This is a genomic window from Serpentinimonas raichei, assembly GCF_000828895.1.
Taxonomy (GTDB): Bacteria; Pseudomonadota; Gammaproteobacteria; order Burkholderiales; family Burkholderiaceae_C; genus Serpentinimonas; species Serpentinimonas raichei.
In genome coordinates this window covers 1,910,935-1,930,474 of sequence record NZ_AP014568.1, presented here as the reverse complement: position 1 = coordinate 1,930,474, position 19,540 = coordinate 1,910,935, and the positions used below count along the sequence as shown (strand labels likewise).

The following is a 19,540-nucleotide window of genomic DNA, read 5'->3' as shown; positions in this document are numbered from 1 at the left end:
CGTCGGCGCGCAGGCCAAGTCGGGGTCGTGGCGGTGGTTTACACCGCTTCTTTGCAAGGCAGCAGCCGGTCGTATTCGGTTTTCACCACGGCATAACACTCGCAGGTGCGCCGCTCCAGACCGGGCCGGTTGAGCACGGTGATGTGGCCGCGGGCGTAGCGGATCAGGCCCGCCTTCTGCAGGCTGAGCGCAGCCTCGGTCACGCCTTCGCGGCGCACGCCCAGCATGTTGGCAATCAGCTCCTGCGTCATCACCAGTTCGTCACCCGGCAGGCGGTCCAGGCTGAGCAGCAGCCAGCGGCAGAGTTGCTGGTCCAGCGAGTGGTGGCGGTTGCACACCGCGGTCTGCGTCATCTGCGTGATCAGCGCCTGCGTGTAGCGCAGCAGCAGGTGCATCACCGGGCTGGAACGGGCGAACTCGTCCTTCAGCACCGACGCGCGCAGCCGGAAACCCCGGCCCGCGCTTTGCACCACGGCCCGGCTCGGCGTGGAGCCACCCCCCATGAAGATGGAGATGCCGACCATGCCTTCGTGGCCTACCACGGCGATCTCGGCCGAGGCGCCGTTTTCCAGCACGTACAGCAGCGACACGATGGCGTTGGTCGGGAAAACCACGTGGCTCATGACGCCGCCGGATTCGTAGAGCACTTTCCCAAGCGGCAGATCCACCGGTTCCAGCAAGGGCAGCCAGCGCTGCCATTCCGCTTCGGGCAAGGCGGCCAGCAGCTGGTTGGCCTGGGGGTCGCCGGGTTTTCTGAAGGTGGGGATCGGATTCATGGACGGGGGTTGGACTTCGGTGGCAAGACTTCGACACCGAAGCCCCGGTATCCCACGAAATTGCAGGCGGCGTCAAACATGGGGGTGCCGCTGACCCGGAACTGCTGGGTGCTGCCGTCGGGCAGGGTGCGGCTGAGCAGCACGTCCAGAAACGGGCTGCGGGCTTCGATGCGGGCGCGCAGCGACTGCCGCTCGGCCGGGTTCCAGCCCTCTTTGCGCAGCGCATTCTCATCCGCAGCCAAACCGTCTGGCGGCAGGCCCAGCATCTCGTTGACGGGACCCGACACCTGGGTGAAACGGCCCGCGCTGTCTTGCTCCCAGTACCAGTCGGTAGACAGCTCGGTCAGCGCCCGGTAGCGCGCCTCGCTCTCGCGCAGCGCGGCGGTGCGCTGCTGCAGCACCTGCTCTAGGTGTTGGTTGTGCCGGGCCAGCTCGCGGTGCAACAGGCGCACCTCGATCAGGTTGCGGATGCGGGTTCGCACCTCGAGCAGGTCAAACGGCTTGCTCACAAAATCCTTGGCACCGGCCTGCAGGGCGCGCAGTTTGTGAGCGGGCTGCGCGGTGACCACCAGCACAGAGAGGTAGTCGCCCGCGGCGCTGCCGGTCTTGAGCGCCTCCATCACCTGAAAACCGTCCATGCCGGGCATCTGCAGGTCAAGCAGAATCAGGTCAAACGGCGCCTGCCGGTGCATCCCGGCCACGGCCGTCGGGTCCATGGTGCTGAAAACCTGGGTGTAGCCCGTGCTCTGCAGCATGTCTTCGAGCAATGCCACGTTGGCGGGCTGGTCGTCCACGATCAGGATGCGCGCGTTGAGCATGTCTTGCGGGGTGAGGTTCATGCGGGTTCTTGGTGAGCAGCGGGGCTGCGGGTCGATTGCGAAAAAACCAGGGCCGCGTCCAGCGCGTCCATGAGCTGCTTGACCTTGATCGGTTTGGTGAGGTAGTTGAAGAAGCCCGCCTCCAGGCTGAGCTGAATGTCTCTTGGCACGGCGTTGGCGCTGAGCGCGATGATGGGGATGTGCGCCGTGCTCGGGTCGGCGCGCAGGATCTTCATGGCCTCGATGCCGCTGATGCCGGGCAGGTTGATGTCCATCAGGATCACCTCGGGCTGGTAGACGCGGGCGAATTCGATGCCTAGGCTGGCGTCGGCAGCACCGAGCAGGCGCAGATCGGTGCGCCGCGCCACGATCTGCTCCACCAGCTCCAGGTTGGCCGGGTTGTCTTCCACATACAGCAGGGTGTGCAGCGGAGTGCCTGGCCGTGCTTCGGGTCGCGGGGCATCGGTGGGCACCGCGTCGTGCGGGGCGAGCTGGGGTGCCGAGACCAGGGCCAGTTCAACCCAGAACACGCTGCCCACACCGGGTGTGCTGTCCACGCCGATCACGCCACCCATCAGGTGCACCAGGCGCTGCGTCACCACCAGACCGATGCCGGTGCCCTCTTCGGCACCCGACTCCTGACCCAGCCGGTTGAACGGCTGAAACAGCTGGGCCAGCTGCGTCGGCGTGAGCCCTGGCCCGGTGTCGCGCACGCTGAGGCGGATCGTGTCGGGCGGGCACAGCGTGCATTCCACCGTAACGTGACCGCCGGGCTTGTTGTATTTGATGGCATTGAACAACAGGTTGATCAGCACCTGCTTGAGCCGCGTGCGGTCGGCCTGCACAAAGCGCGGCTGCTCCAGCCGGGCAAAGAGCATGCCAATCCGGCGCTGCTGTGCCTGCGGCTCCACCATGGCCCGGCACTCGGCCAGCACCTCGGTGAGCGACACCGATTCGCCCGACAAGGTGAGCTTGCCGGACTCGATGTGCGCAAGGTCCAAGATTTCGTTGATCAGTTCCAGCAGGTACCAGCCGGCCTTGAGGATCTGGTCGATGCTGCGTTTTTGGGTCGGTGTAGGCACCGGCGTGCCCGACTCCACCAGTTGCGCAAAGCCTAGGATGGCGTTGAGCGGCGTGCGCAGCTCGTGGCTCATGCTGGAGATGAAATCGGTCTTGGCGCGGTTGGCCTCTTCGGCCGCAGCCACGGCCTCGTTGAGCTGCAGCTCGCCACGCTTGCGCACCGAGTTGTCGGTGCCGATCAGCAGGTAACCGATCAGGTCGCCTTGGTCGCTGCGCAGCGCGGTGATGGAGATGATGGCCGGAAAGCTGCTGCCGTCCTTGCAGATGTAGGTCAGCTCGTAGATGTCTTCGATGCCGCGCGAGGCCTTGAAGGCCAGGGCATCGAAGCCCGGCGCAATCGGCGTGTCGAGCTCCACGCTGAGTGCCATGGCGCGCGCACGCACCTCCAGCGGGTCGTGCATGTCGCTCGGGCGCAAGCGGTTGACCACCTCTTCGGGGCGGTAGCCCAGCATGCGCTCGGCCCCCGCGTTGAAGAGCTGGATGATGCCTTTCTCGTCGGTCGCGATGATCGAAAAATTGGCGCTGGTGAGGATGGCGTTCTGCAACGCTCCAGCTTTGAGCAGTGCGCTGCGTCGGCGGCGTTTGGGGGTCCAAAACGGGATCTCTGGCATCGAGGTGTTCTTGTGTTAGCCACCCTGCGGACGGACATCGGCCACCTTAACCACACTACGGGCTGCGGTCTGTGCGCTGGCGCACACAGCCCCCTTTGCCGGGGCTCAGAGGGGGCGACGTCTGAGCGGGTGTCTTCAGCGACCCGAGCCGCTGTGGCGGCTCAACAGCGCCACCAAGCCCACCAGCACAGCGCCCACGGCGGCAGCGATCAACACCGACTTGAGCGGTTCGTGCTGGATGTGGCTGGTGGTGGCGTCTTTCAAGTGCATCGATTTCTGGCGCAACTGGTGCGAGCATTCGCGCACCGCCTCCATGCCACGGTGGGTCAGGGTCTCGGTTTCGTGGGCCAACTGCTTGAACGCCGCGCCGGTTTGCGCACGGGCACCACCCAAGCCATCTGCCATTCGGTCCAGCCCTTGCTGGGCCACACGCTGGGTGGAGCGGATGGCTTGCTCGGCGCCTTGGGCAGCCTCGTGGGCCAGCGTGGAGGCTTGATCGCCTAGGGTCTTGATGGAGTGGTTCATGTGTGTCTTTCGTTTAGGGTTGAGTGGTGACGCTGGGGTTTACTTGATTCGCATGTCGTTTTTGACCGAGCGCACACCGCTCACGCCCTGCACAACGGTCACGGCGCGCTGGATGTCGGCGGCGGAATTGACAAAGCCGCTGAGCTGGACGACGCCCTTGAAGGTTTCGACGTTGATCTCTGTCAACTTCAGCGTAGCGTCGTTGAAGATGGCTGCCTTGACCCTGGCGGTAGTGGCCGTGTCGTCGACGTACTGGCCAGTGCTCCGCTGCGTAGCGGTGGAGGCACAACCGGCAAGGCCGGTGAAGGCGACGGCGGCGGCGGCGAGCACAAGGACGGAGATGCGGTGAGCGGTGGTTTTCATGAGAGGCTTTCTGTGACGTAGGTTGAGTGGGCTGAACAAGCTAGGGCTGCTCCGCATGGCAGACTGTGTTCGTTTCCAGTGCCAGTGCGCTCACGATAAAGCCCACGCGGACGCGGGTCTGTGCGCTGCCGTACCTTGCGGCTGCTTAAGCACATAGAGCAAGGCTGCCCAGCGCGCCAATGGGCTCGTGGCGCAAAAAGTGCCTTGCAACCCCTTGGGATTCTGATTTATAATCAAAGGCTGGCCAAGTCGGTGGGTGTGAGTCATTCACGTCAACCCAAAGCCTTGGTCAACCCCCCCGACCGCTCGCGAGCCGGAGCCGCCCTTGTAGCCCGCAGACATTTCTGCAGGCCATCGAGGCAGGCGGCGCAACACAGGACGCGAGCGAGGTGCGGCCCCAGGGCCGTTTTTCATTTGATAGGAGTGCCCACATGGCACGAGTTTGTGAAGTCACGGGCAAAAAGCCCATGGTGGGGAACAATGTGTCCCACGCCAACAACAAAACCAAGCGCCGCTTTCTGCCCAACCTGCAGTTGCGCCGCTTCTGGCTCGAGAGCGAAAAACGCTGGGTGCGCCTGCGCATTTCGGGTGCAGCCTTGCGCCTGATCGACAAAAACGGTATCGAAGCGGTGCTCGCCGATTTGCGCGCCCGTGGTCAAGCCTGATCGCTTAAAGGAGCAACACCATGGCAAGCAAAGGCGGACGCGAAAAAATCAAGCTGGAATCCACTGCAGGAACCGGCCACTTCTACACCACCACCAAGAACAAGAAGACCACGCCTGAAAAGCTGGCCTTCGCCAAGTTCGACCCCAAGGCACGCAAACACGTGCAGTACAAGGAAGTCAAGCTGAAGTAATTAATTGCTCAGCCTTGGTTGCAAGCAAAAACCGCCCTTCGAGGCGGTTTTTGCGTTTTGGCAAGCGCTTGCTGTCAGCGCTTCAAAAACAGCCTATAGACCGGATTCTCGGTTTCTTCCACCCAGGGGTAGCCCAGCGTGTTCAAGAAGCTTTGGAACTCGGCTTCGTCTGGGGCCGGCACTTGCAGTCCAACCAAAATGCGGCCGTAGTCGGCCCCTTGGTTGCGGTAGTGAAACAGGCTGATGTTCCAGCCCGGCCGCATCAGGCTGAGGAACTTGAGCAGCGCGCCGGGGCGCTCGGGGAACACGAAGCGCAGCAGCCGCTCCTCCTGCGCCAGCGGCGAGTGGCCGCCCACCATGTGGCGGATGTGCTCCTGTGCCAGGTCGTCGTGCGTGAGGTCAAGCGTGGCAAAGCCGTGTTTGGCGAAGTTGGCGGCGATTTTGGTGCTCTCGCCGCGCCCGTGCGTGCTCAGGCCCATGAACACGTGCGCCTCGCGCGCGTCGCTGATGCGGTAGCTGAACTCGGTCACGTTGCGCGGCCCACCCGGCAGGTTGCCGATGGCCTGCAAAAAACGCTTGAAGCTGCCGCGCTCCTCCGGCAGGGTGACGGCAAACAGGCCCTCGCGTTGCTCTCCCACTTCGGCGCGCTCGGCCACGAAGCGCAGCCGGTCGAAGTTCATGTTGGCACCGCACAAAATGGCGGCGTAGGTCTCGCCGCGCGTCTTGTGCGTGGCCACGTACTGCTTGATCCCCGCCACCGCCAGCGCCCCGGCCGGCTCGACGATGCTGCGCGTATCGACAAACACATCCTTGATGGCGGCGCAGACGGCGTCGGTGTCCACCTCGATGTAGTCATCGACCAGCGCGCGGCTGATGCGAAAGGTCTCGTCGCCCACGCGCTTGACCGCAGTGCCGTCGGAAAACAGCCCAACCTCGGGCAGCGTGACCAGCTCGCCCTGGCGCACCGAGCGCAGCATGGCGTTGGAGTCGTTCATCTGCACCCCGATCACCTTGATTTCGGGCCGCAGCGCCTTGATGTAGTTGGCCACCCCGCTGATCAGGCCGCCACCGCCGATGGCCACGAACACCGCATCGAGGCGCGGGTTGCCCAGGCTTTGCAACTGGCGCAGCAGCTCCATCGCCACCGTGCCCTGGCCGGCGATCACGTAGGGGTCGTCGAAGGGGTGCACGAAGGTGTAGCCGTGCTGCTGCTGCAAAGCCAGCGCCTGCGCGTAGGCGTCGGAGTAGCTGTCGCCGTGCAGCAGCACCTCGCCGCCAAGCGCGCGCACCGCCTCGACCTTGAGCTGCGGCGTGGTGATGGGCATGACGATGACGGCGCGCGCGCCCAGCTTGTGCGCCCCCAGCGCCACCCCCTGGGCGTGGTTGCCGGCCGAGGCGCAGATGACGCCGCGCTGCAACTGCTCGGGCGTCAGGTGCGCCAGCTTGTTGTAGGCCCCGCGCAGCTTGAAGCTGAACACCGGCTGCTGGTCTTCGCGCTTGAACAGGATTTTGTTGTGCAAGCGCCGGCTGAGCTGGCGCGCCGGCTCCAGCGCGGACTCGACCGCCACGTCATAGACGCGCGCGGTGAGGATGAGCTTGAGGTAGTCGGCGGGGGTGAGATCGGCGGCGGGGCTGGATGGGCTATCGGGCATGGCGGGCAAGCGAAGGGGAGGGCAGAGGTAAGCGTCGACAAAGCCGCATCATATGCAATCGGGGTATGCAATCGGGGCGCGGTGCAGCCAAAAAAAAGCCCGGTCGCGATGACCGGGCTTGAACCACCCGTTGAAGGGCAGAGGAGACAAACGTCAGCGGGGTGGGGTGCCCCGGGTGCTGCAACAACCAACTTGGCTTGGCGCCGCTGTCGCGGTGGGTGTGCCGCACAGGCTGTTGCATACAATGTCGCTAGTGTAAGCCCGGATTTGTTGCAATGCAACATCTTTTTTGTAAGTGCCTGTGGTTTTTGTGGGATTGATCAAAATGGAATGCACCGTCACCTGGACTGGGGCCGCTGGCACCCGCTCGAACATGGGCTTTGTGGCCGAGACCGGCAGCGGCCATGTGCTGCTCATGGACGGCGCGCCCGACCCGGCGCGGCCCGAGCACGGCGGCGCCAACCTGGCCCCACGCCCGATGGAGGCGCTGCTGGCTGGCACCGGCGGCTGCAGCGCCTACGATGTGGTGCTGATCCTCAAGCGCGGCCGCCACGCGGTGAGCGGCTGCAGCGTCAAGCTCACGAGCCAGCGCGCCGACACCGACCCCAAGGTCTTCACCCAGATCCACATGCACTTCACGGTGCGCGGGCGTGGCATCCCCGAGGCGGCGGTGCAGCGCGCCATCGCGCTGAGCCACGAAAAATACTGCTCGGCCAGCGTGATGCTGGGCAAAACCGCCGCCATCACGACCAGCTTCGAGCTGATCGAGGATTGAAGCGCTGAACTGGCCCCGGCGGGCTGGGGTTCAAACCCGGTGCGCCACCGTGGTCATGACTTTGGCGGCCAGCCGCATCAGGCCCTTGACGGGCGGCGGCAAGTCCACCCCGCCGCCGCGTTTGGCCTCGTGGGCGTGGCGAATTTCGTCGGCCTTCATTTGCTCGACGATGGCGCGCGAGGCGTGGTCTTGCGTGGGCAGCAGGCCGAGGTGGCTGTCGAGGTGCGCCTCGACCTGGCGCTCGGTCTCGATCACAAAGCCCAGGCTCACGCCTTTGCCAAAACGCCCCGCCAGCAGGCCCAGCCCAAAGGCCCCGGCGAACCAGATCGGATTGAGCAGCGAGGGCCGGTCGCCGAGCTCGTCCAAGCGCTGCTTGCACCAAGCCAAGTGGTCGGTTTCGTCTTGGCCCGCAGCCTCCAAGTGGCGCGCCAGTTTTTCTTTCTCAACCGCCGCGCCCGGCCCCAGCCGCGCCGCCAGCGCCTGCGAGGTGTAGAGCGCTTGGGCGCAGATCTCGCCCACGTGGTTGACGCGCATGAGCGCACCGGCGTGGCGCTTTTCAGCTTCGCTCAACGCCGTCACAGCCACATCGGCGGGCGGGCGCGGGCACGGGCGGGCGGCACGGTGCGGCGCAAACAGGGCGCGCAGCGCGCCGTCGGCAGCGATCAGGTGGGCGTCGATGAAGGCAGTGCTCATGGTGGGGGCTCCGGGGCTTACTGGGGGTCGGGTGGGATTATCTGCTGCGCAGGGGCGGATTGCAATCCGATTGCAAACCCTGGTGTCTAGTTGCATAAGCCTGCACTGGCTTTGGGCCTCTCAGCCCCACGCTCAGCCCGGCGGCGAGGTGGTGGTGGTTAAAAAAGCCGTCAGGAGCAGGATCAGGGCCACCAAAAATCCTTCGCAAGCAATGCTGGTGCGCAGCCGCTGGCGGGCACGCTGGGCTTGTGCCGCAAAGGCCGGCACCAGAATCCAGCGGTTGAGCGCAGCCAAACCCAGCAGCAGCAGCAGCACGGCGAGCTTGAGCAACAAGACTTGCCCGTAAGCGCTGTGCAGCAGCGGCTCCCAGCCTTCCAGCAAGCGCCAGGCCAACCACAGCGCCGCCGCGATCAGAGCCGCCACCACAGGCCCCGCCACCTGGCCAAAGCGCAGCAGCACGCGGGCCGCCGGCTGGCTTAAACCCGGCGGGCCGCTGATGCGGTACAAGGGCAGCAGAGCACCGACCCAAAACGCCAGCGCGCCCAGGTGCAACAGCAGCAAACTGGCCAGCAGCAGGCGTGGCGCACCGGTGCTGTGCCCGACCAGAGTGAAAGACAGCAGCACCAGCGCCGCCCCGAGCAGGCTCGCCGCCGTGCCAAGCCCGCGCCCGCGCCCCAGCGCGATCCCCGCGCCGAACAACAGCAGCAAGCCGCTGCCGGCCAGCAGCATGCGCTGGCCCGCTGCGCCGTCGAAAACCAGCGCGAGCAAGCCGGGGTCGAAAGCCGCCGCCCAGGTGCCCCCACCCAGAAAACCCGCCTGCAAGGGCCACTGCAGCAGCAGCAGGGCCAGCGCCACGCCGGCGGCGGCGGGCACCAGCGTGCGCAGCCCGGCGGCCTGGTCCAGCGCGGGGTTGCCGCCGAAAACCAGGCCAAAGCACACCCCGCCCACCGCGACCAGGGCGCTGGCGTAGAAGGCCGCTGCCACCAGCACGCGCAGCCAGGTCCAGCCATCGGTCTGCGCGAGCAGGTCCAGCAGGGGTTGCAACAACGACAGGGCGGTGCTCATGCCGCAAGCGCTGTCAAGTAAAGGCCTGCGTCCACCTCAGCGCACAGTGAAATAAATTTCATCGGCCATGACGTGCCCGTCCGCCGCCAAACCGCGCCAGCGCACGGTGTATTTGCCGGGGCTCAAAGGGGTGGCCGGGCTGGTCTCGAAGCGGGTGAGCGCGTCGCGGCCCGGGCCTTGGCTCAAGGGCACCACGCCCCGCGGGCCGCTCACTTCGAACAGCGTGAGCCGCATCGGGTGGTCGAACCAGACCGCGATCCGGCTCGGGCTGCCGCTGACGGTGCTGCCGTGCGCAGGCAGCGAGCCCTCGGGCTGGGCGTGGGCGTGAAGGTGGGGCGTGGCCAGCAGCAGGTGCAGCGCCAGCGCAGCGGGGGCGATCTTGAGCAAGGTTTTCAAACGGTTCATGGTCAGACTCCGGTGTGCAAGGGAAGGGGTGTGGGTGCGCGACGGGATTGGACAAAATCAAGGCAGGGGTGCGATCTGCATCACGGTGTATTCGCCCTGGATGAGCGCGGCGCTGAAGCGGATGCGCTGCCCCTGCTGCAGTTGCTCCAGCAGGGCCGGGTCGCTGAGCTGGAACACCATGGTCATGCCGCCCATCTCCAAGTTGGGGATGGGGCCGTGGCGCAGGCTGACGCGGCGGTTGCTGCGGTCCACCCGGCGCACCTCGGCCTCGACCCAGGGGCGGCCGTCGCGGTCGGTGGCGGTGGCGGCTGCGGCACCCGCATCGGCCCCGTTGGCTGGCGGCTGCGCCGTGGCCGCCCCAGCCGGGGGTTGGTGGTAGGAGGCCCAGATGCGCGAGCTGCCGTCGCGCCCGAGCAGCAGCACGTGGAAGGGGTCGCGCCGGCCGCCAAAGAGCGGGCCGTCCATGCCCGGGCTGCCGATGGGCATTCCCGGCACGCTCAGGCCCAGCGCCGCCGGGCGCTCGCGCAGCAGGCGGTGGATGTCGGCCGCCGGCACATGGCCTTCGACCACGTAGCCGCCCACCAGCGCGGTGTGGCAGGAGCCGTATTGCTCCGGCACCCCCAGGCGCTGGCGTGCGGCGATGTTGCCGGTGTCGAAGGCGCGCACGCTGAAGCCGTTTTTTTCCAGATAGGTAATCCAGTCGTCGCAGCAGCCGCACAGAGGGTCTTTCCAGACCTCCATCACGGGGGGGGTGCGGCGCGCTTGCGCCAGCGCGGCTGGGGCCGACAGGGCGAGCAAGGTGGTGCCAGCCGCCAGCCCGGTGAGGACGGCGCTGGCGCGGTGGAGCAAGGTGCGTCGTTGCATGGTGGGTTTGGGTTGACTCAAGGGAGCGCCGGGTTTGAAGCCCGGCACAGGCCTCAAGTTCAGTGCCGATGCACCGGGGCGGCCGGTGCGGGTGTTGCGGGTGTTGCGGGTGTTGCGGGTGTTGCGGGTGTTGCGGGTGTTGCCGGACTGGGCGGTGGCGCTGCGCCGTGGGCTCCGTGGGCTCCTCCTCCGTGGCCTCCCTGCGCCCCTCTACGGACTTCTCCGTGGGCAGCTTGGGGCGGGCTGGGTGGGCGCACCGCCTCGGGTACCGGCCCCCGGTATTCAAAGGCCACGCTGCCGCTCGGGAAGGCGTAGGGGCCGGGGTCGCGGTAGTCGTCGGGCGCTTGGTTGGCGCGCACCTTGAGCACGGTCAGCATGCCGCCCATGCCGATCGGGCCGAACTGGCCGTGGCCGGCCATCATGGGCAGGGTGTTGGGGGGCAGCTCCATCGGCATCTGCTTCATATCGTACATGCCGCGCTCGCCCATGACCATGAAGTCGGGTGCCAGGCCTTGGATTTTGCCCACCAGCCCGCGGTGATCGACTCCGATCATGGTCGGCACGTCGTGCCCCATCGGCCCCATGGTGTGGTGGCTTTTGTGGCAGTGTACGGCCCAGTCGCCGGGCTCGTCGGCCAGGAACTCGATCTGGCGCATCTGGCCGACGGCCAAGTCCACCGTCACCTCGGGCCAGCGCGCGCTCCTCGGTACCGGGCCGCCGTCGGTGCCGGTGACTTCAAACTCGACCCCGTGCACGTGGATCGGGTGGTTGATCATGGTCAGGTTGCCCATGCGCATGCGCACGCGGTCGCCCAAGCGCGCCACCAGCGGGTCGATGCCGGGAAAGACGCGGCTGTTCCAAGCCCAGGTGTTGAAGTCGAACATGGTCGCGACGGTGGGCGTCTGGGCCCCGGGTTCGACGTCGAAGGCGTTGAGCAAGAAGCAGTAGTCGCGCTGCACCGCTTCGATCAGCGGGTGCCGGCCGCGCGCATCGAGCTTGGGGTGCGTGACCCACATGCCCATCATGCCCATGGCCAGTTGCACCATCTCGTCGGCGTGTGGGTGGTACATGAAGGTGCCCGGGCGGCGCGCTTGGAACTCATAGACGAAGGTTTTGCCAGCCCCGATCGAGGGCTGGTTGATGCCCGCCACCCCGTCCATGCCCGAAGGCAGGCGCTGGCCGTGCCAGTGGATGGAGGTGGGCTCGGGCAAGCGGTTGCTCACGAATATGCGCACCCGGTCCCCTTCCACCACTTCGATCGTGGGGCCGGGGCTCTGGCCGTTGTAGCCCCACATATTGACCACGAAACCGGGCGCCACTTCGCGCAGCACCGGCTCGGCCACGAGGTGGAATTCCTTCACCCCGTCGCGCATCCGAAATGGCAGCGTCCAGCCGTTGAGCGTGACCACTGGGCGGTAGGGCAGACCAGCCCCGGTGACGCCGGGCGGCACCCAAGGCGCGGCGGTGGCGGCGCTGTGTTGCAGCACCGGCTCGGGCAGGGCGGCCAGGGCGTGGCGGCCGACGGTGGCGCTGGCGGCGGCGGTGAAGGCCCCGGCAGCCAGGGCACCTTGGAAAAATTGGCGGCGTTGCATGGTTATTTTCCTTTCGCGGCTTCGGGGGAGGCGGCGGCGTCTGGGGCGCTGCCGCTGTAAGGCAGACCGGCGAGCACGGCGCGCAGTTCGGCGGCGGCCACGGCGGCGTCGCGCCGCGCCAGCAGGGCGGCTTCGGTGGCTTGCACCCGGGCACTGGCACTGGCCAGCAGCTCCCAGGTGCTTTTGAGCATGCCGTTGTAGCGCTGCTGGGTTTCGTCTTGCAAGGCGGTGTGCAGGCGCAGCGCGTCTTGCGCCGAACCCTCGGCCAGCTCGGTGGCGGTTTGCCAGGCGCTGTAGGCGCTGAGGAGGTCGGCGCGAATCTGGCGCTCCAGCGCGTCGGCCTCGGCGCGCGCCTCGGCGGCTTTGTCCCAGGTGTGCGGCCAGAGCTGGCCTGCCGTCAGTTCGGGCTGGGAGGGCGGGGCCGCAGTTCCGGGTTGGGCGGCGGGTTGGGCGCTTGCGGCAAGCGCTTGGGGTTGAGGGGCGACGGCGGCCGCCAGCGTGGCGGCAAGGCCCGCGCGCTCGGCCGCTGACAGGCCGCGCTCCAGCATCTGCGCCTGGCGCTGCAGCAGCGGCCAGCGCGGGTGCGCCTGCAGCGCCTGCGCTTCCAGTGCGGCCAAGGGGGCGAAGGTGGGGGCAGCCGGGGCGCTCACGGTCGGCCAGTCGGTTGGCAGCCGCTGTGCCAGTTGCGCCGGTGTGAGCCCACTGCCCGCCAGGCGCCACAGGTCGAGCACGGCCAGGTGCTGCTGGTGCTGCGCCGCCCGCTGCTGCGCTTGGGCCTGGTTGAGCAGCAGTTGCTCTTGCAACAGGCGCATCTGCGGCCAATTGCCCACCCGCACTAGGCGCGCAGCCAGCTCGGCTCCGGCCTGCGCGGCTTGCAGCACCTGCGTCTGGTAGCGCGCGCCGCTGCCTGCCGCTACGGCGCGCAGCCAGGCGCGCTCGACCTGCAAGGCCAGATCGGCCTGCGCCAGCCGCAGCTCGGCGCGCTCGAGCGCGTTCTGGCCTGGCCGTGCCAGCAGATCGGGGCGCGCTCGCTGTGCTGCCCTCAGGGCATGGTCCAAGCTCCAGCGCTGGGCGACAGCATCGGCTTGGGGCGCGGCGGCGGCGGGCGGCTGTTGCGCCTCCCACTGCACGATGTCGGCATGGCCGCGCGGGAAGCTGCCGACCAGCTCATTGGCCGCGCGCCAATCGCTGTGGGTTTCGGCGTGCGCAGGGCCGTGGGCCCAGGCGGGGCCAGACAGGGCGGCACCGAGCAGCGCCGCACCCAAAATGGGGTTCAAAAAGGCATACGGCCCGCCGCGCTGCAAGCGCCAAACGCGCTGCACCGGGGCCAAGGAAAAAGCAAACATGGAAACATCTCCGATCCAGATCCAAGAAAGGCCGCACATTGCCAAAAGAGGGAAACGTGCAGACGGATTTCGGGTGTCGGGATCAGGAAATGGGCGGTTTGAGCTCGGGCTGGATCTCGGCCTGCAAGACCGCGGTGCGCGTGGTCAATGGTTCGCTGGAGTGCAAGGCCGGCGGCATGGCCCCAAGCCGCAGCGGCACCGCCAGCGCCTGGTGGCAAATTCCGCACAACAGGCACAGGCCATGCGCGCCAGCCTCTGGCTGCCCGGGGCAGGGGGGGTCGTCGGCCAGAGCAGCCTGCGGGGCGGCCCCATGCTGCGCGGCGTGGGAAGCGGCGAGAGAAGTCTCGTGCAGCGCAAAGTCGATGTGGCCGCTGGGCGCCGTCGGGTCGGCCGACGCCATCTGGGCCGAGCCATGCGCACCGGCCGGGGCCGAATGCAAGGCCTCCAGCGCCATGGCATCGCCCGCCCACAGCCGCCAAGGCAGCAGCAGCACAAACAGAATGATCAGCCAGCGACGCATAAGCCAATGGTAGTGCATACGGGCGGTGTTTGCAATCGGCATCTGCGGCGCCGTCCAGGCCCCGCCCCACACGCGGCACAATCGCCCCCATGCGCGATTCCGCCCCACCCACACCCTGGCCGCAGCGCCTGCGCCGGCTCTGGCAGCCGCGCAACGGGCTGTTTTGGCTGATGCTGCTGTTCAACGGCCTCTCGACCGGCATGGCCTGGTTTTTGCACCTCTCGCCGCCTGCGGGCGGGTTGTTGCTGCTCTTTACCTTGCTGGCGCTGGCCAATGCGGCGATCGGCATGGCGCTGCTGTGGCTGCTGTGGCGCGGGGGCTAGGCGGCAAAAGCAACCTCGATCAATTTGCTTTTGGATGCTGGCCGTGGAATCGGCTGACCTTCGATTTGCAAACCTTCCAAATGAAACTGAATAGCCTCTTGAATCAGGCTGACGGCCTCCTCCTCAGTCTCTCCAACCGCGATGCAGCCCGGAAGATCGGGCACGAAAGCGCCGTAACTGGTTTCGCCTTTTTCGATTACCACCAAAAATCGCATGGTCACTCCTTCAAGCCAGCCTGTTTGAGCACACTGCTCAAGGTGCTAGGAGGCACATCGATGCTGGGTTTGCCCGCAACGGTAACTGTCCCCGATTTGCTCGCGTGGTGAAACTGGCGATGGCTACCCCGCTGGCGCACCAAGAACCGTCCGTTTTTTTCAAGCACACGCAGCAATTCAGAAACCTTCATGCTCAAATTCCACCCTTGCTCACATTCGTATCCGGGCATTATGGCTGGGGCGTGGATGGAGCGCAAGCACCCGAGCCCGTACCCCCACCCCCCTTTCCATGACCACCCACTTCCCGCCCCCCTGCGTGCCGCTGGCGCACGCCGACACCACCTTGGCGCGCCAAGGCTTTGCCCTGCTCGACGCAGATTCGGTGCAGCAATGGCTGGATGTGCCCGCGCAAGAACTGGCGGCCCTGGAACCGAGCTGGGACGATCTGTGCAGCGACCGCTACCTGAAGGACGGCGGGCGCTACCGCAAGCGCCGCCACAGTTGCTTCGTGGTCGAGGGCCCGCTGCTGCGCCAAGTGCCGCACCGGGTGCACTGGCAGCCGCTGGAATACAACGCCCTGCACGGCGGCATGCAGCGCTGGTTCGAGCCCATCAGCCCGGCCGTGGTGGCCACGCGGGCGTGGCAGCGCCTGCTGCTGCAAACGGCGGCGGTGGCCTCGGCGCTCAAGGGCGCGCAGACCTGGTACGTGGAGGCGCACCAGTTTCGCATCGACACCACCGACGGCATCGGCCGCCCCACGCCCGAGGGCGCGCACCGCGACGGCATGGAGCTGGTGGCGGTGTTTCTGGTGCAGCGCCACGGCATCAAGGGCGGCGAGAGCCGGGTCTTTGAGGCCCACGGCCCGAGCGGGCAGCGCTTCACGCTCAGCCAGCCGTGGTCGCTGCTGCTGCTCGACGACGAGCGCGTCATCCACGAATCGACCCCGATCCAGCCGCTCGAGCCCGGCCTGCTGGGCTGGCGCGACACCCTGGTGCTGACCTGCCGCAGCGGGGGCTTCCAGGGGGATTGAGCGGCGTTTGTGGCTGCAGCGCGGTGGCTGCGTTGCGCTTGCTGCTGCCGCCGGTTTAAGATTGCCCTTTTGGCCGCACCGGCCAGCCCCCTTATTTTTTAGGAGCACCCCCATGAACCGAGAAGTCGTCGTCGTCAGCGCCGCGCGCACCGCCATAGGCACCTTTGGCGGCAGCCTGAAAGACGTGCCCACCACCGAACTCGGCGCCCTAGTGGTGCGCGAGGTGCTGGCGCGCGCCGCCGTGCCCGGCGCCGACGTGGGCCATGTGGTGTTTGGCCACGTGGTCAACACCGAGCCGCGTGACCTGTACCTCTCGCGCGTGGCGGCCCTCAACGGCGGCTGCCCGCCCGAGACCCCCGCCTTCAACGTCAACCGCCTGTGCGGCAGCGGCTTGCAGGCCATCGTCACGGCCAGCCAGGCGATCTTGCTCGGCGACTGCGACGTGGCCATCGGGGCCGGGGCCGAAAACATGAGCCGCGCGCCCTATGTCAGCCTATCGACGCGCTTTGGTGCGCGCATGGGTGACACCACGCTGGTCGACATGATGGTCGGCGCGCTGCACGACCCCTTTCACAAAATCCACATGGGCGTGACAGCCGAAAACGTGGCGGCGCAGTTTGGCATCACGCGCGCCATGCAGGACGCGCTGGCGGTCGAGAGCCACAACCGGGCCGAACGCGCCAGCGCCGAGGGGCGCTTCAAAGCGCAGATCGTTCCGGTGGTGCAAAAGGGCCGCAAGGGCGACGTGGTCTTTGACACCGACGAGCACATCCGCCCCGGCTGCACGCAAGACGACATGGCCAAGCTCAAGCCAGTGTTCCAGAAAGAAAACGGCACCGTGACGGCAGGCAACGCCTCGGGCATCAACGACGCCGCCGCCGCCGTGCTGCTGATGGAAGCCGGCACCGCCCGCGCCCGCGGCCTGGCCCCCATGGCGCGGCTGGTGGGCTACGCGCACACCGGGCTGGACCCCAAGATCATGGGCGTGGGCCCGATTTCGGCCACGCGCAAGGTGCTGGAGCGCACCGGCCTGACGATTGCCGACCTAGACGTGATCGAAGCCAACGAGGCCTTCGCCGCCCAGGCCTGTGCCGTGACGCAAGAACTCGGGCTCGACCCGGCCAAGGTGAACCCGAACGGCTCCGGCATCTCGCTCGGGCACCCGATCGGGGCCACCGGCGCGCTGATCACGGTCAAGGCGCTGTACGAGTTGCAGCGCACCGGCGGACGCTACGCGCTGGTGACGATGTGCATCGGCGGCGGGCAGGGAATTGCGGCGATTTTTGAGCGGATTTGAGCGGGCGCAGTGGGCTCAGAGAGGGCAGCAAGAGGGCGGGCGAATTCACATTTTTGTCATAAACCTTGCGTAGAGTGCAGCGGTTCAACGTCGAACTGCACTTCGGGATGTTTATGAAATCTGCCCCCTTTGCGCTGGCCCGCCTGTCGGCCGCTGCCGCCCTTTCGATGGTGTTGCTGGCCGGCTGCCAGACCGCCCCCACCCAGCCCGCTGCGGCCCCGGCAACCCCAGCGGCCCCTGCAGCGGCTGCGGCTCCTGCGGCAGCCCTCACCGGCCTGACCTTGGAAGCGCTGGGTGCCTTTGAAGGCGGGGTCGAAGGGGCCTCCGAAATCACCGCGTTTGACCCGTTCTCGCAGCGCCTGTTCGTGGTCAATGCGGCCACCAAGTCGATCGACGTGCTCGATCTGCGCAACCCGCGCGCGCCGCAACGCATCGGAAACATCCCGGTGGCGGCCTTTGGCGACAGCCCCAACAGCGTGGCGGTGCATAGTGGCCTGGTGGCGATTGCCGTACAGGCCGCGCCCAAGACCAACCCCGGCGCGGTGGCCTTCGTCGAAGCCGCCACCTTGCGCGTGCTCTCGCACGTGGCGGTGGGCGCGCTGCCCGATATGCTCACCTTCACCGCCGACGGCTTGCGCGTGCTGGTGGCCAACGAAGGCGAGCCCAACAGCTACGGCCAGGCCGATTCGGTGGACCCGGAAGGCTCGGTCAGCATCGTCACCGTCAACCGCGGACGCACCCCCACCGTGGCCACGGCCGATTTCCGCGCCTTCATCGGCCAAGAGGCTGCCCTGCGCACCCAAGGCGTGCGCCTCTACGGCCCCGGTGCCAATGCCGCCCAGGATATCGAGCCCGAATTCATCGCCATCGCGCCCGATGGCCGCAACGCCTTCGTCACGCTGCAAGAAAACAACGCCGTCGCCACAGTGGAAATCGCCACCGCCCGCGTCACCGCCGTGCGCTCGTTGGGCAGCAAAGACCACAGCCTGGCGCGCAATGCGCTCGACCTGAGCAACGAAGACGGCACCCTCAACAGCAACGACGGCACTCCCGCCATCCGCATCGCGCCGCAGCGGGTGCGTGGCCTGTTCCAGCCCGACGCCATCGCCGCCTTTGCGGTGGGCGGCCGCACCTTGTTGGTCACGGCCAACGAAGGCGACGCGCGCGACTGGCCCGGCTTCAACGAGGAAGTGCGCGTGCGCGCCCATTGCGCCCAAGGGCTGGACCCGGCAGCGTTCCCCGATGCCGCCAACCAGATCATGGACTCCAACCTGGGCCGCCTGCTCGTCACCAGCACCCCCAACGCCGGCCAGACCGGCCGCAACGCCGCCGGCCAGTGCACCGAGCTGTTCAGCTTTGGTGCGCGCTCGTTCTCGATCTGGGACGCCAGCAACCTGCAACAGGTCTATGACTCGGGCGATGAGTTCGAGCAGCGCACCCGCGCCCTGCCCAACGTGGTGTTCAACGCCAGCCACAACAACAACACGCTCGATGCGCGCAGCCCGAGCAAAGGCCCCGAACCCGAGGCCGTGGTGGTGGCCCAGTTTGGCACCCGGTTTTTTGCCTTCATCGCGCTCGAGCGCGTCGGCGGCGTGATGGTCTATGAGGTGACGAATCCGGCCGAGGCGCGCTTCGTGACCTACTTCAACGGCACCCGCAGCGCCGCCACCGGCGACCGCGGCCCCGAGGGGCTGACTTTCATCCCGGCGGTGCAGTCCCCCAACGGGCGGCCCTTGCTGGTGGTGGCCAACGAAGTGAGCGGCACCACCCGGGTGTTGCAAATCAACCTAGGCTTTTGAGTGGCCCCAAGGGCTGCGGGGTTGAGCCCCGTGGCTCGGTGTGTGGCTGATGTGGTCCATGTGCAGCGCATAATCGCTGCGCATGTGGATCGACAGCCATTGCCACCTCGACGCCCCCGATTGGAGCGACGCGCAGCGCCTGCTGCTGCGCCAGCAGGCGCGCGCCGCCGGGGTGGATTTTTGCGTCTATCCGGCGGTGCAGCGGGCCAATTGGGCTCGCGTGCGCGAGCTGGCGCATGCCTGTGGCGACGGCTACGCGCTGGGCATCCACCCGCTGTACGTGCTGCAAGCCGACGAGGCCGACCTGGACGCGCTGGCACAGGAGTTGCAGCGCTGCCACGCCGACCCGCGCCTGCTGGCGGTGGGTGAGATCGGGCTCGATTATTTCGTCCCGGCCCTGTGCGAACCGGCGGCGCGCCAGCGCCAGTGGCACTTCTACACCGCGCAACTGGAGCTGGCGCAGCGCTTTGGGTTGCCGGTGATTTTGCACGTGCGGCGCTCGGCCGACCTGCTGCTGAGCGGCCTGCGCCAGCAGGCGCGGCGGCGTGGCGCAGCACCGGGTGGCATCGCCCACGCCTTCAATGGCAGTCTGCAGCAGGCGCAGGCCTTCATCGCACACGGTTTTGGCCTGGGCTTTGGCGGTGCCTGCACCTTTGATGCGGCGCGGCACCTGCGCCGCTTGGTCGCCGACCTGCCCGCCGAGGCGCTGGTGCTGGAAACCGACGCCCCCGACATGCCGCCCCAGTGGCTCTACACCCCGGCCGCAGCGCGCGCCAGCGGAGCCCGGCAATCGCCCAACACCCCGGCCGAGCTGCCGCGCATCGGGGCCACGCTGGCGGCGCTGCGCGGCCTGCGTCCCGAGGCCCTTGCCACCCAGACCAGCGCCAACGTGCAGCGCGTGCTGCCACGGCTGGCGGCGCTGCGGCACTAGCCCC

23 protein-coding genes are annotated in these 19,540 nt (G+C 67.3%); 8 read left to right on the top strand and 15 right to left on the bottom strand.

Going from position 1 to position 19,540, the window contains the following annotated elements:
* Positions 1 to 38: 38 nt before the first annotated feature.
* The 5 genes from SRAA_RS09060 to SRAA_RS09040 all read right to left on the bottom strand — a co-directional run bounded on the left by SRAA_RS09060 (position 39) and on the right by SRAA_RS09040 (position 4,173).
* Complete coding sequence (locus tag SRAA_RS09060; RefSeq protein WP_171820236.1) at positions 39 to 776, bottom strand: Crp/Fnr family transcriptional regulator; 738 nt, start codon at positions 774 to 776, stop codon at positions 39 to 41.
* A complete protein-coding gene (locus tag SRAA_RS09055; RefSeq protein ID WP_045532255.1) occupies positions 773 to 1,615 on the bottom strand; it encodes a response regulator in 843 nt (280 codons plus the stop codon). The genes SRAA_RS09060 and SRAA_RS09055 overlap by 4 nt, the downstream gene beginning before the upstream one ends.
* Positions 1,612 to 3,285 carry a hybrid sensor histidine kinase/response regulator gene (locus tag SRAA_RS09050; RefSeq protein WP_045532253.1) on the bottom strand — a complete coding sequence of 558 codons (1,674 nt, stop codon included), beginning with the start codon at positions 3,283 to 3,285 and terminating at the stop codon, positions 1,612 to 1,614. Before SRAA_RS09050 ends, SRAA_RS09055 begins: the two co-directional genes overlap by 4 nt.
* Before the next feature lie 135 nt (positions 3,286 to 3,420).
* A complete protein-coding gene (locus SRAA_RS12070; RefSeq protein WP_052467536.1) occupies positions 3,421 to 3,810 on the bottom strand; it encodes a hypothetical protein in 390 nt (129 codons plus the stop codon).
* Between the two features lie 39 nt (positions 3,811 to 3,849).
* Positions 3,850 to 4,173, bottom strand: a complete 324-nt coding sequence (locus tag SRAA_RS09040) for a BON domain-containing protein (RefSeq protein WP_045532252.1) — start codon at positions 4,171 to 4,173, stop codon at positions 3,850 to 3,852.
* 431 nt (positions 4,174 to 4,604) lie between these two features.
* Between SRAA_RS09040 and rpmB the strand changes: the two genes are divergently transcribed.
* A complete protein-coding gene (gene rpmB, locus SRAA_RS09035; RefSeq protein WP_045532249.1) occupies positions 4,605 to 4,838 on the top strand; it encodes a 50S ribosomal protein L28 in 234 nt (77 codons plus the stop codon).
* A 20-nt stretch (positions 4,839 to 4,858) separates the two neighbouring features.
* The gene (rpmG, locus tag SRAA_RS09030; protein ID WP_029462955.1) at positions 4,859 to 5,029 is read left to right on the top strand and encodes a 50S ribosomal protein L33; all 171 of its coding nucleotides are present in this window, start codon (positions 4,859 to 4,861) and stop codon (positions 5,027 to 5,029) included.
* Positions 5,030 to 5,103: 74 nt separating this feature from the next.
* Here rpmG and ilvA read toward each other — a convergent pair whose 3' ends face one another.
* Entirely contained in the window at positions 5,104 to 6,681 is a 1,578-nt protein-coding gene (gene ilvA / locus SRAA_RS09025; RefSeq protein ID WP_045533613.1) for a threonine ammonia-lyase, biosynthetic, read from the bottom strand.
* 325 nt (positions 6,682 to 7,006) lie between these two features.
* On the opposite strand from ilvA, the gene SRAA_RS09020 reads away from it, so the two are divergent.
* Positions 7,007 to 7,456 carry an OsmC family protein gene (locus SRAA_RS09020; RefSeq protein WP_045533611.1) on the top strand — a complete coding sequence of 150 codons (450 nt, stop codon included), beginning with the start codon at positions 7,007 to 7,009 and terminating at the stop codon, positions 7,454 to 7,456.
* Between the two features lie 30 nt (positions 7,457 to 7,486).
* Here the strand turns inward: SRAA_RS09020 and coq7 are convergent, their stop codons facing one another.
* From coq7 to SRAA_RS08985, 7 genes are all read right to left on the bottom strand, one after another.
* The gene (coq7, locus tag SRAA_RS09015) at positions 7,487 to 8,149 is read right to left on the bottom strand and encodes a 2-polyprenyl-3-methyl-6-methoxy-1,4-benzoquinone monooxygenase (protein WP_045532248.1); all 663 of its coding nucleotides are present in this window, start codon (positions 8,147 to 8,149) and stop codon (positions 7,487 to 7,489) included.
* A 132-nt stretch (positions 8,150 to 8,281) separates the two neighbouring features.
* Positions 8,282 to 9,214, bottom strand: a complete 933-nt coding sequence (locus SRAA_RS09010) for a CopD family protein (RefSeq protein ID WP_045532246.1) — start codon at positions 9,212 to 9,214, stop codon at positions 8,282 to 8,284.
* Positions 9,215 to 9,250: 36 nt separating this feature from the next.
* Positions 9,251 to 9,619 (bottom strand): copper resistance CopC family protein, encoded by a 369-nt coding sequence (locus SRAA_RS09005; protein ID WP_045532244.1) that lies wholly within the window; start codon positions 9,617 to 9,619, stop codon positions 9,251 to 9,253.
* Between the two features lie 57 nt (positions 9,620 to 9,676).
* Positions 9,677 to 10,483 carry a DUF411 domain-containing protein gene (locus SRAA_RS12865; RefSeq protein WP_171820235.1) on the bottom strand — a complete coding sequence of 269 codons (807 nt, stop codon included), beginning with the start codon at positions 10,481 to 10,483 and terminating at the stop codon, positions 9,677 to 9,679.
* Positions 10,484 to 10,542: 59 nt separating this feature from the next.
* On the bottom strand, positions 10,543 to 12,075 hold the full coding sequence (locus tag SRAA_RS08995; protein WP_082040001.1) for a multicopper oxidase family protein: 1,533 nt from the start codon (positions 12,073 to 12,075) through the stop codon (positions 10,543 to 10,545).
* A gap of 2 nt (positions 12,076 to 12,077) precedes the next feature.
* Positions 12,078 to 13,421 (bottom strand): hypothetical protein, encoded by a 1,344-nt coding sequence (locus SRAA_RS08990; protein ID WP_052467535.1) that lies wholly within the window; start codon positions 13,419 to 13,421, stop codon positions 12,078 to 12,080.
* Positions 13,422 to 13,503: 82 nt separating this feature from the next.
* The gene (locus SRAA_RS08985) at positions 13,504 to 13,941 is read right to left on the bottom strand and encodes a hypothetical protein (RefSeq protein ID WP_029462964.1); all 438 of its coding nucleotides are present in this window, start codon (positions 13,939 to 13,941) and stop codon (positions 13,504 to 13,506) included.
* A gap of 89 nt (positions 13,942 to 14,030) precedes the next feature.
* Between SRAA_RS08985 and SRAA_RS08980 the strand changes: the two genes are divergently transcribed.
* The gene (locus SRAA_RS08980; protein WP_045532242.1) at positions 14,031 to 14,264 is read left to right on the top strand and encodes a hypothetical protein; all 234 of its coding nucleotides are present in this window, start codon (positions 14,031 to 14,033) and stop codon (positions 14,262 to 14,264) included.
* On the opposite strand, the gene SRAA_RS08975 is transcribed toward SRAA_RS08980, so the two are convergent.
* Entirely contained in the window at positions 14,261 to 14,479 is a 219-nt protein-coding gene (locus SRAA_RS08975; protein ID WP_045533603.1) for a type II toxin-antitoxin system HicB family antitoxin, read from the bottom strand. The two genes, SRAA_RS08980 and SRAA_RS08975, sit on opposite strands and share 4 nt — an antisense overlap.
* Positions 14,480 to 14,481: 2 nt before the next feature.
* Complete coding sequence (locus SRAA_RS12320) at positions 14,482 to 14,670, bottom strand: type II toxin-antitoxin system HicA family toxin (RefSeq protein WP_082040000.1); 189 nt, start codon at positions 14,668 to 14,670, stop codon at positions 14,482 to 14,484.
* A gap of 98 nt (positions 14,671 to 14,768) precedes the next feature.
* Between SRAA_RS12320 and SRAA_RS08970 the strand changes: the two genes are divergently transcribed.
* The 4 genes from SRAA_RS08970 to SRAA_RS08955 all read left to right on the top strand — a co-directional run bounded on the left by SRAA_RS08970 (position 14,769) and on the right by SRAA_RS08955 (position 19,536).
* The gene (locus tag SRAA_RS08970; protein ID WP_045532236.1) at positions 14,769 to 15,509 is read left to right on the top strand and encodes a 2OG-Fe dioxygenase family protein; all 741 of its coding nucleotides are present in this window, start codon (positions 14,769 to 14,771) and stop codon (positions 15,507 to 15,509) included.
* Positions 15,510 to 15,621: 112 nt separating this feature from the next.
* Entirely contained in the window at positions 15,622 to 16,806 is a 1,185-nt protein-coding gene (gene bktB / locus SRAA_RS08965) for a beta-ketothiolase BktB (protein WP_045532235.1), read from the top strand.
* A gap of 113 nt (positions 16,807 to 16,919) precedes the next feature.
* On the top strand, positions 16,920 to 18,605 hold the full coding sequence (locus tag SRAA_RS08960; protein ID WP_045533601.1) for a choice-of-anchor I family protein: 1,686 nt from the start codon (positions 16,920 to 16,922) through the stop codon (positions 18,603 to 18,605).
* Between the two features lie 76 nt (positions 18,606 to 18,681).
* Positions 18,682 to 19,536, top strand: a complete 855-nt coding sequence (locus tag SRAA_RS08955; RefSeq protein WP_144318744.1) for a TatD family hydrolase — start codon at positions 18,682 to 18,684, stop codon at positions 19,534 to 19,536.
* Positions 19,537 to 19,540 lie beyond the last annotated feature (4 nt).

Bases quoted from the DNA above. Each gene is read 5' to 3' on its own strand.
- SRAA_RS09040 (WP_045532252.1), bottom strand. From the start codon at position 4,173: ATGAAAACCACCGCTCACCGCATCTCCGTCCTTGTGCTCGCCGCCGCC.
- SRAA_RS09010 (WP_045532246.1), bottom strand. From the start codon at position 9,214: ATGAGCACCGCCCTGTCGTTGTTGCAACCCCTGCTGGACCTGCTCGCG.
- SRAA_RS08970 (WP_045532236.1), top strand. From the start codon at position 14,769: ATGACCACCCACTTCCCGCCCCCCTGCGTGCCGCTGGCGCACGCCGAC.
- SRAA_RS09005 (WP_045532244.1), bottom strand. From the start codon at position 9,619: ATGAACCGTTTGAAAACCTTGCTCAAGATCGCCCCCGCTGCGCTGGCG.
- SRAA_RS08985 (WP_029462964.1), bottom strand. From the start codon at position 13,941: ATGCGTCGCTGGCTGATCATTCTGTTTGTGCTGCTGCTGCCTTGGCGG.
- SRAA_RS09055 (WP_045532255.1), bottom strand. From the start codon at position 1,615: ATGAACCTCACCCCGCAAGACATGCTCAACGCGCGCATCCTGATCGTG.
- rpmB (WP_045532249.1), top strand. From the start codon at position 4,605: ATGGCACGAGTTTGTGAAGTCACGGGCAAAAAGCCCATGGTGGGGAAC.
- SRAA_RS08990 (WP_052467535.1), bottom strand. From the start codon at position 13,421: ATGTTTGCTTTTTCCTTGGCCCCGGTGCAGCGCGTTTGGCGCTTGCAG.
- SRAA_RS09050 (WP_045532253.1), bottom strand. From the start codon at position 3,285: ATGCCAGAGATCCCGTTTTGGACCCCCAAACGCCGCCGACGCAGCGCA.
- SRAA_RS12865 (WP_171820235.1), bottom strand. From the start codon at position 10,483: ATGCAACGACGCACCTTGCTCCACCGCGCCAGCGCCGTCCTCACCGGG.
- SRAA_RS08980 (WP_045532242.1), top strand. From the start codon at position 14,031: ATGCGCGATTCCGCCCCACCCACACCCTGGCCGCAGCGCCTGCGCCGG.
- SRAA_RS12320 (WP_082040000.1), bottom strand. From the start codon at position 14,670: ATGAAGGTTTCTGAATTGCTGCGTGTGCTTGAAAAAAACGGACGGTTC.
- SRAA_RS09060 (WP_171820236.1), bottom strand. From the start codon at position 776: ATGAATCCGATCCCCACCTTCAGAAAACCCGGCGACCCCCAGGCCAAC.
- SRAA_RS12070 (WP_052467536.1), bottom strand. From the start codon at position 3,810: ATGAACCACTCCATCAAGACCCTAGGCGATCAAGCCTCCACGCTGGCC.
- bktB (WP_045532235.1), top strand. From the start codon at position 15,622: ATGAACCGAGAAGTCGTCGTCGTCAGCGCCGCGCGCACCGCCATAGGC.
- SRAA_RS08975 (WP_045533603.1), bottom strand. From the start codon at position 14,479: ATGCGATTTTTGGTGGTAATCGAAAAAGGCGAAACCAGTTACGGCGCT.
- rpmG (WP_029462955.1), top strand. From the start codon at position 4,859: ATGGCAAGCAAAGGCGGACGCGAAAAAATCAAGCTGGAATCCACTGCA.
- coq7 (WP_045532248.1), bottom strand. From the start codon at position 8,149: ATGAGCACTGCCTTCATCGACGCCCACCTGATCGCTGCCGACGGCGCG.
- ilvA (WP_045533613.1), bottom strand. From the start codon at position 6,681: ATGCCCGATAGCCCATCCAGCCCCGCCGCCGATCTCACCCCCGCCGAC.
- SRAA_RS08960 (WP_045533601.1), top strand. From the start codon at position 16,920: ATGAAATCTGCCCCCTTTGCGCTGGCCCGCCTGTCGGCCGCTGCCGCC.
- SRAA_RS09020 (WP_045533611.1), top strand. From the start codon at position 7,007: ATGGAATGCACCGTCACCTGGACTGGGGCCGCTGGCACCCGCTCGAAC.
- SRAA_RS08995 (WP_082040001.1), bottom strand. From the start codon at position 12,075: ATGCAACGCCGCCAATTTTTCCAAGGTGCCCTGGCTGCCGGGGCCTTC.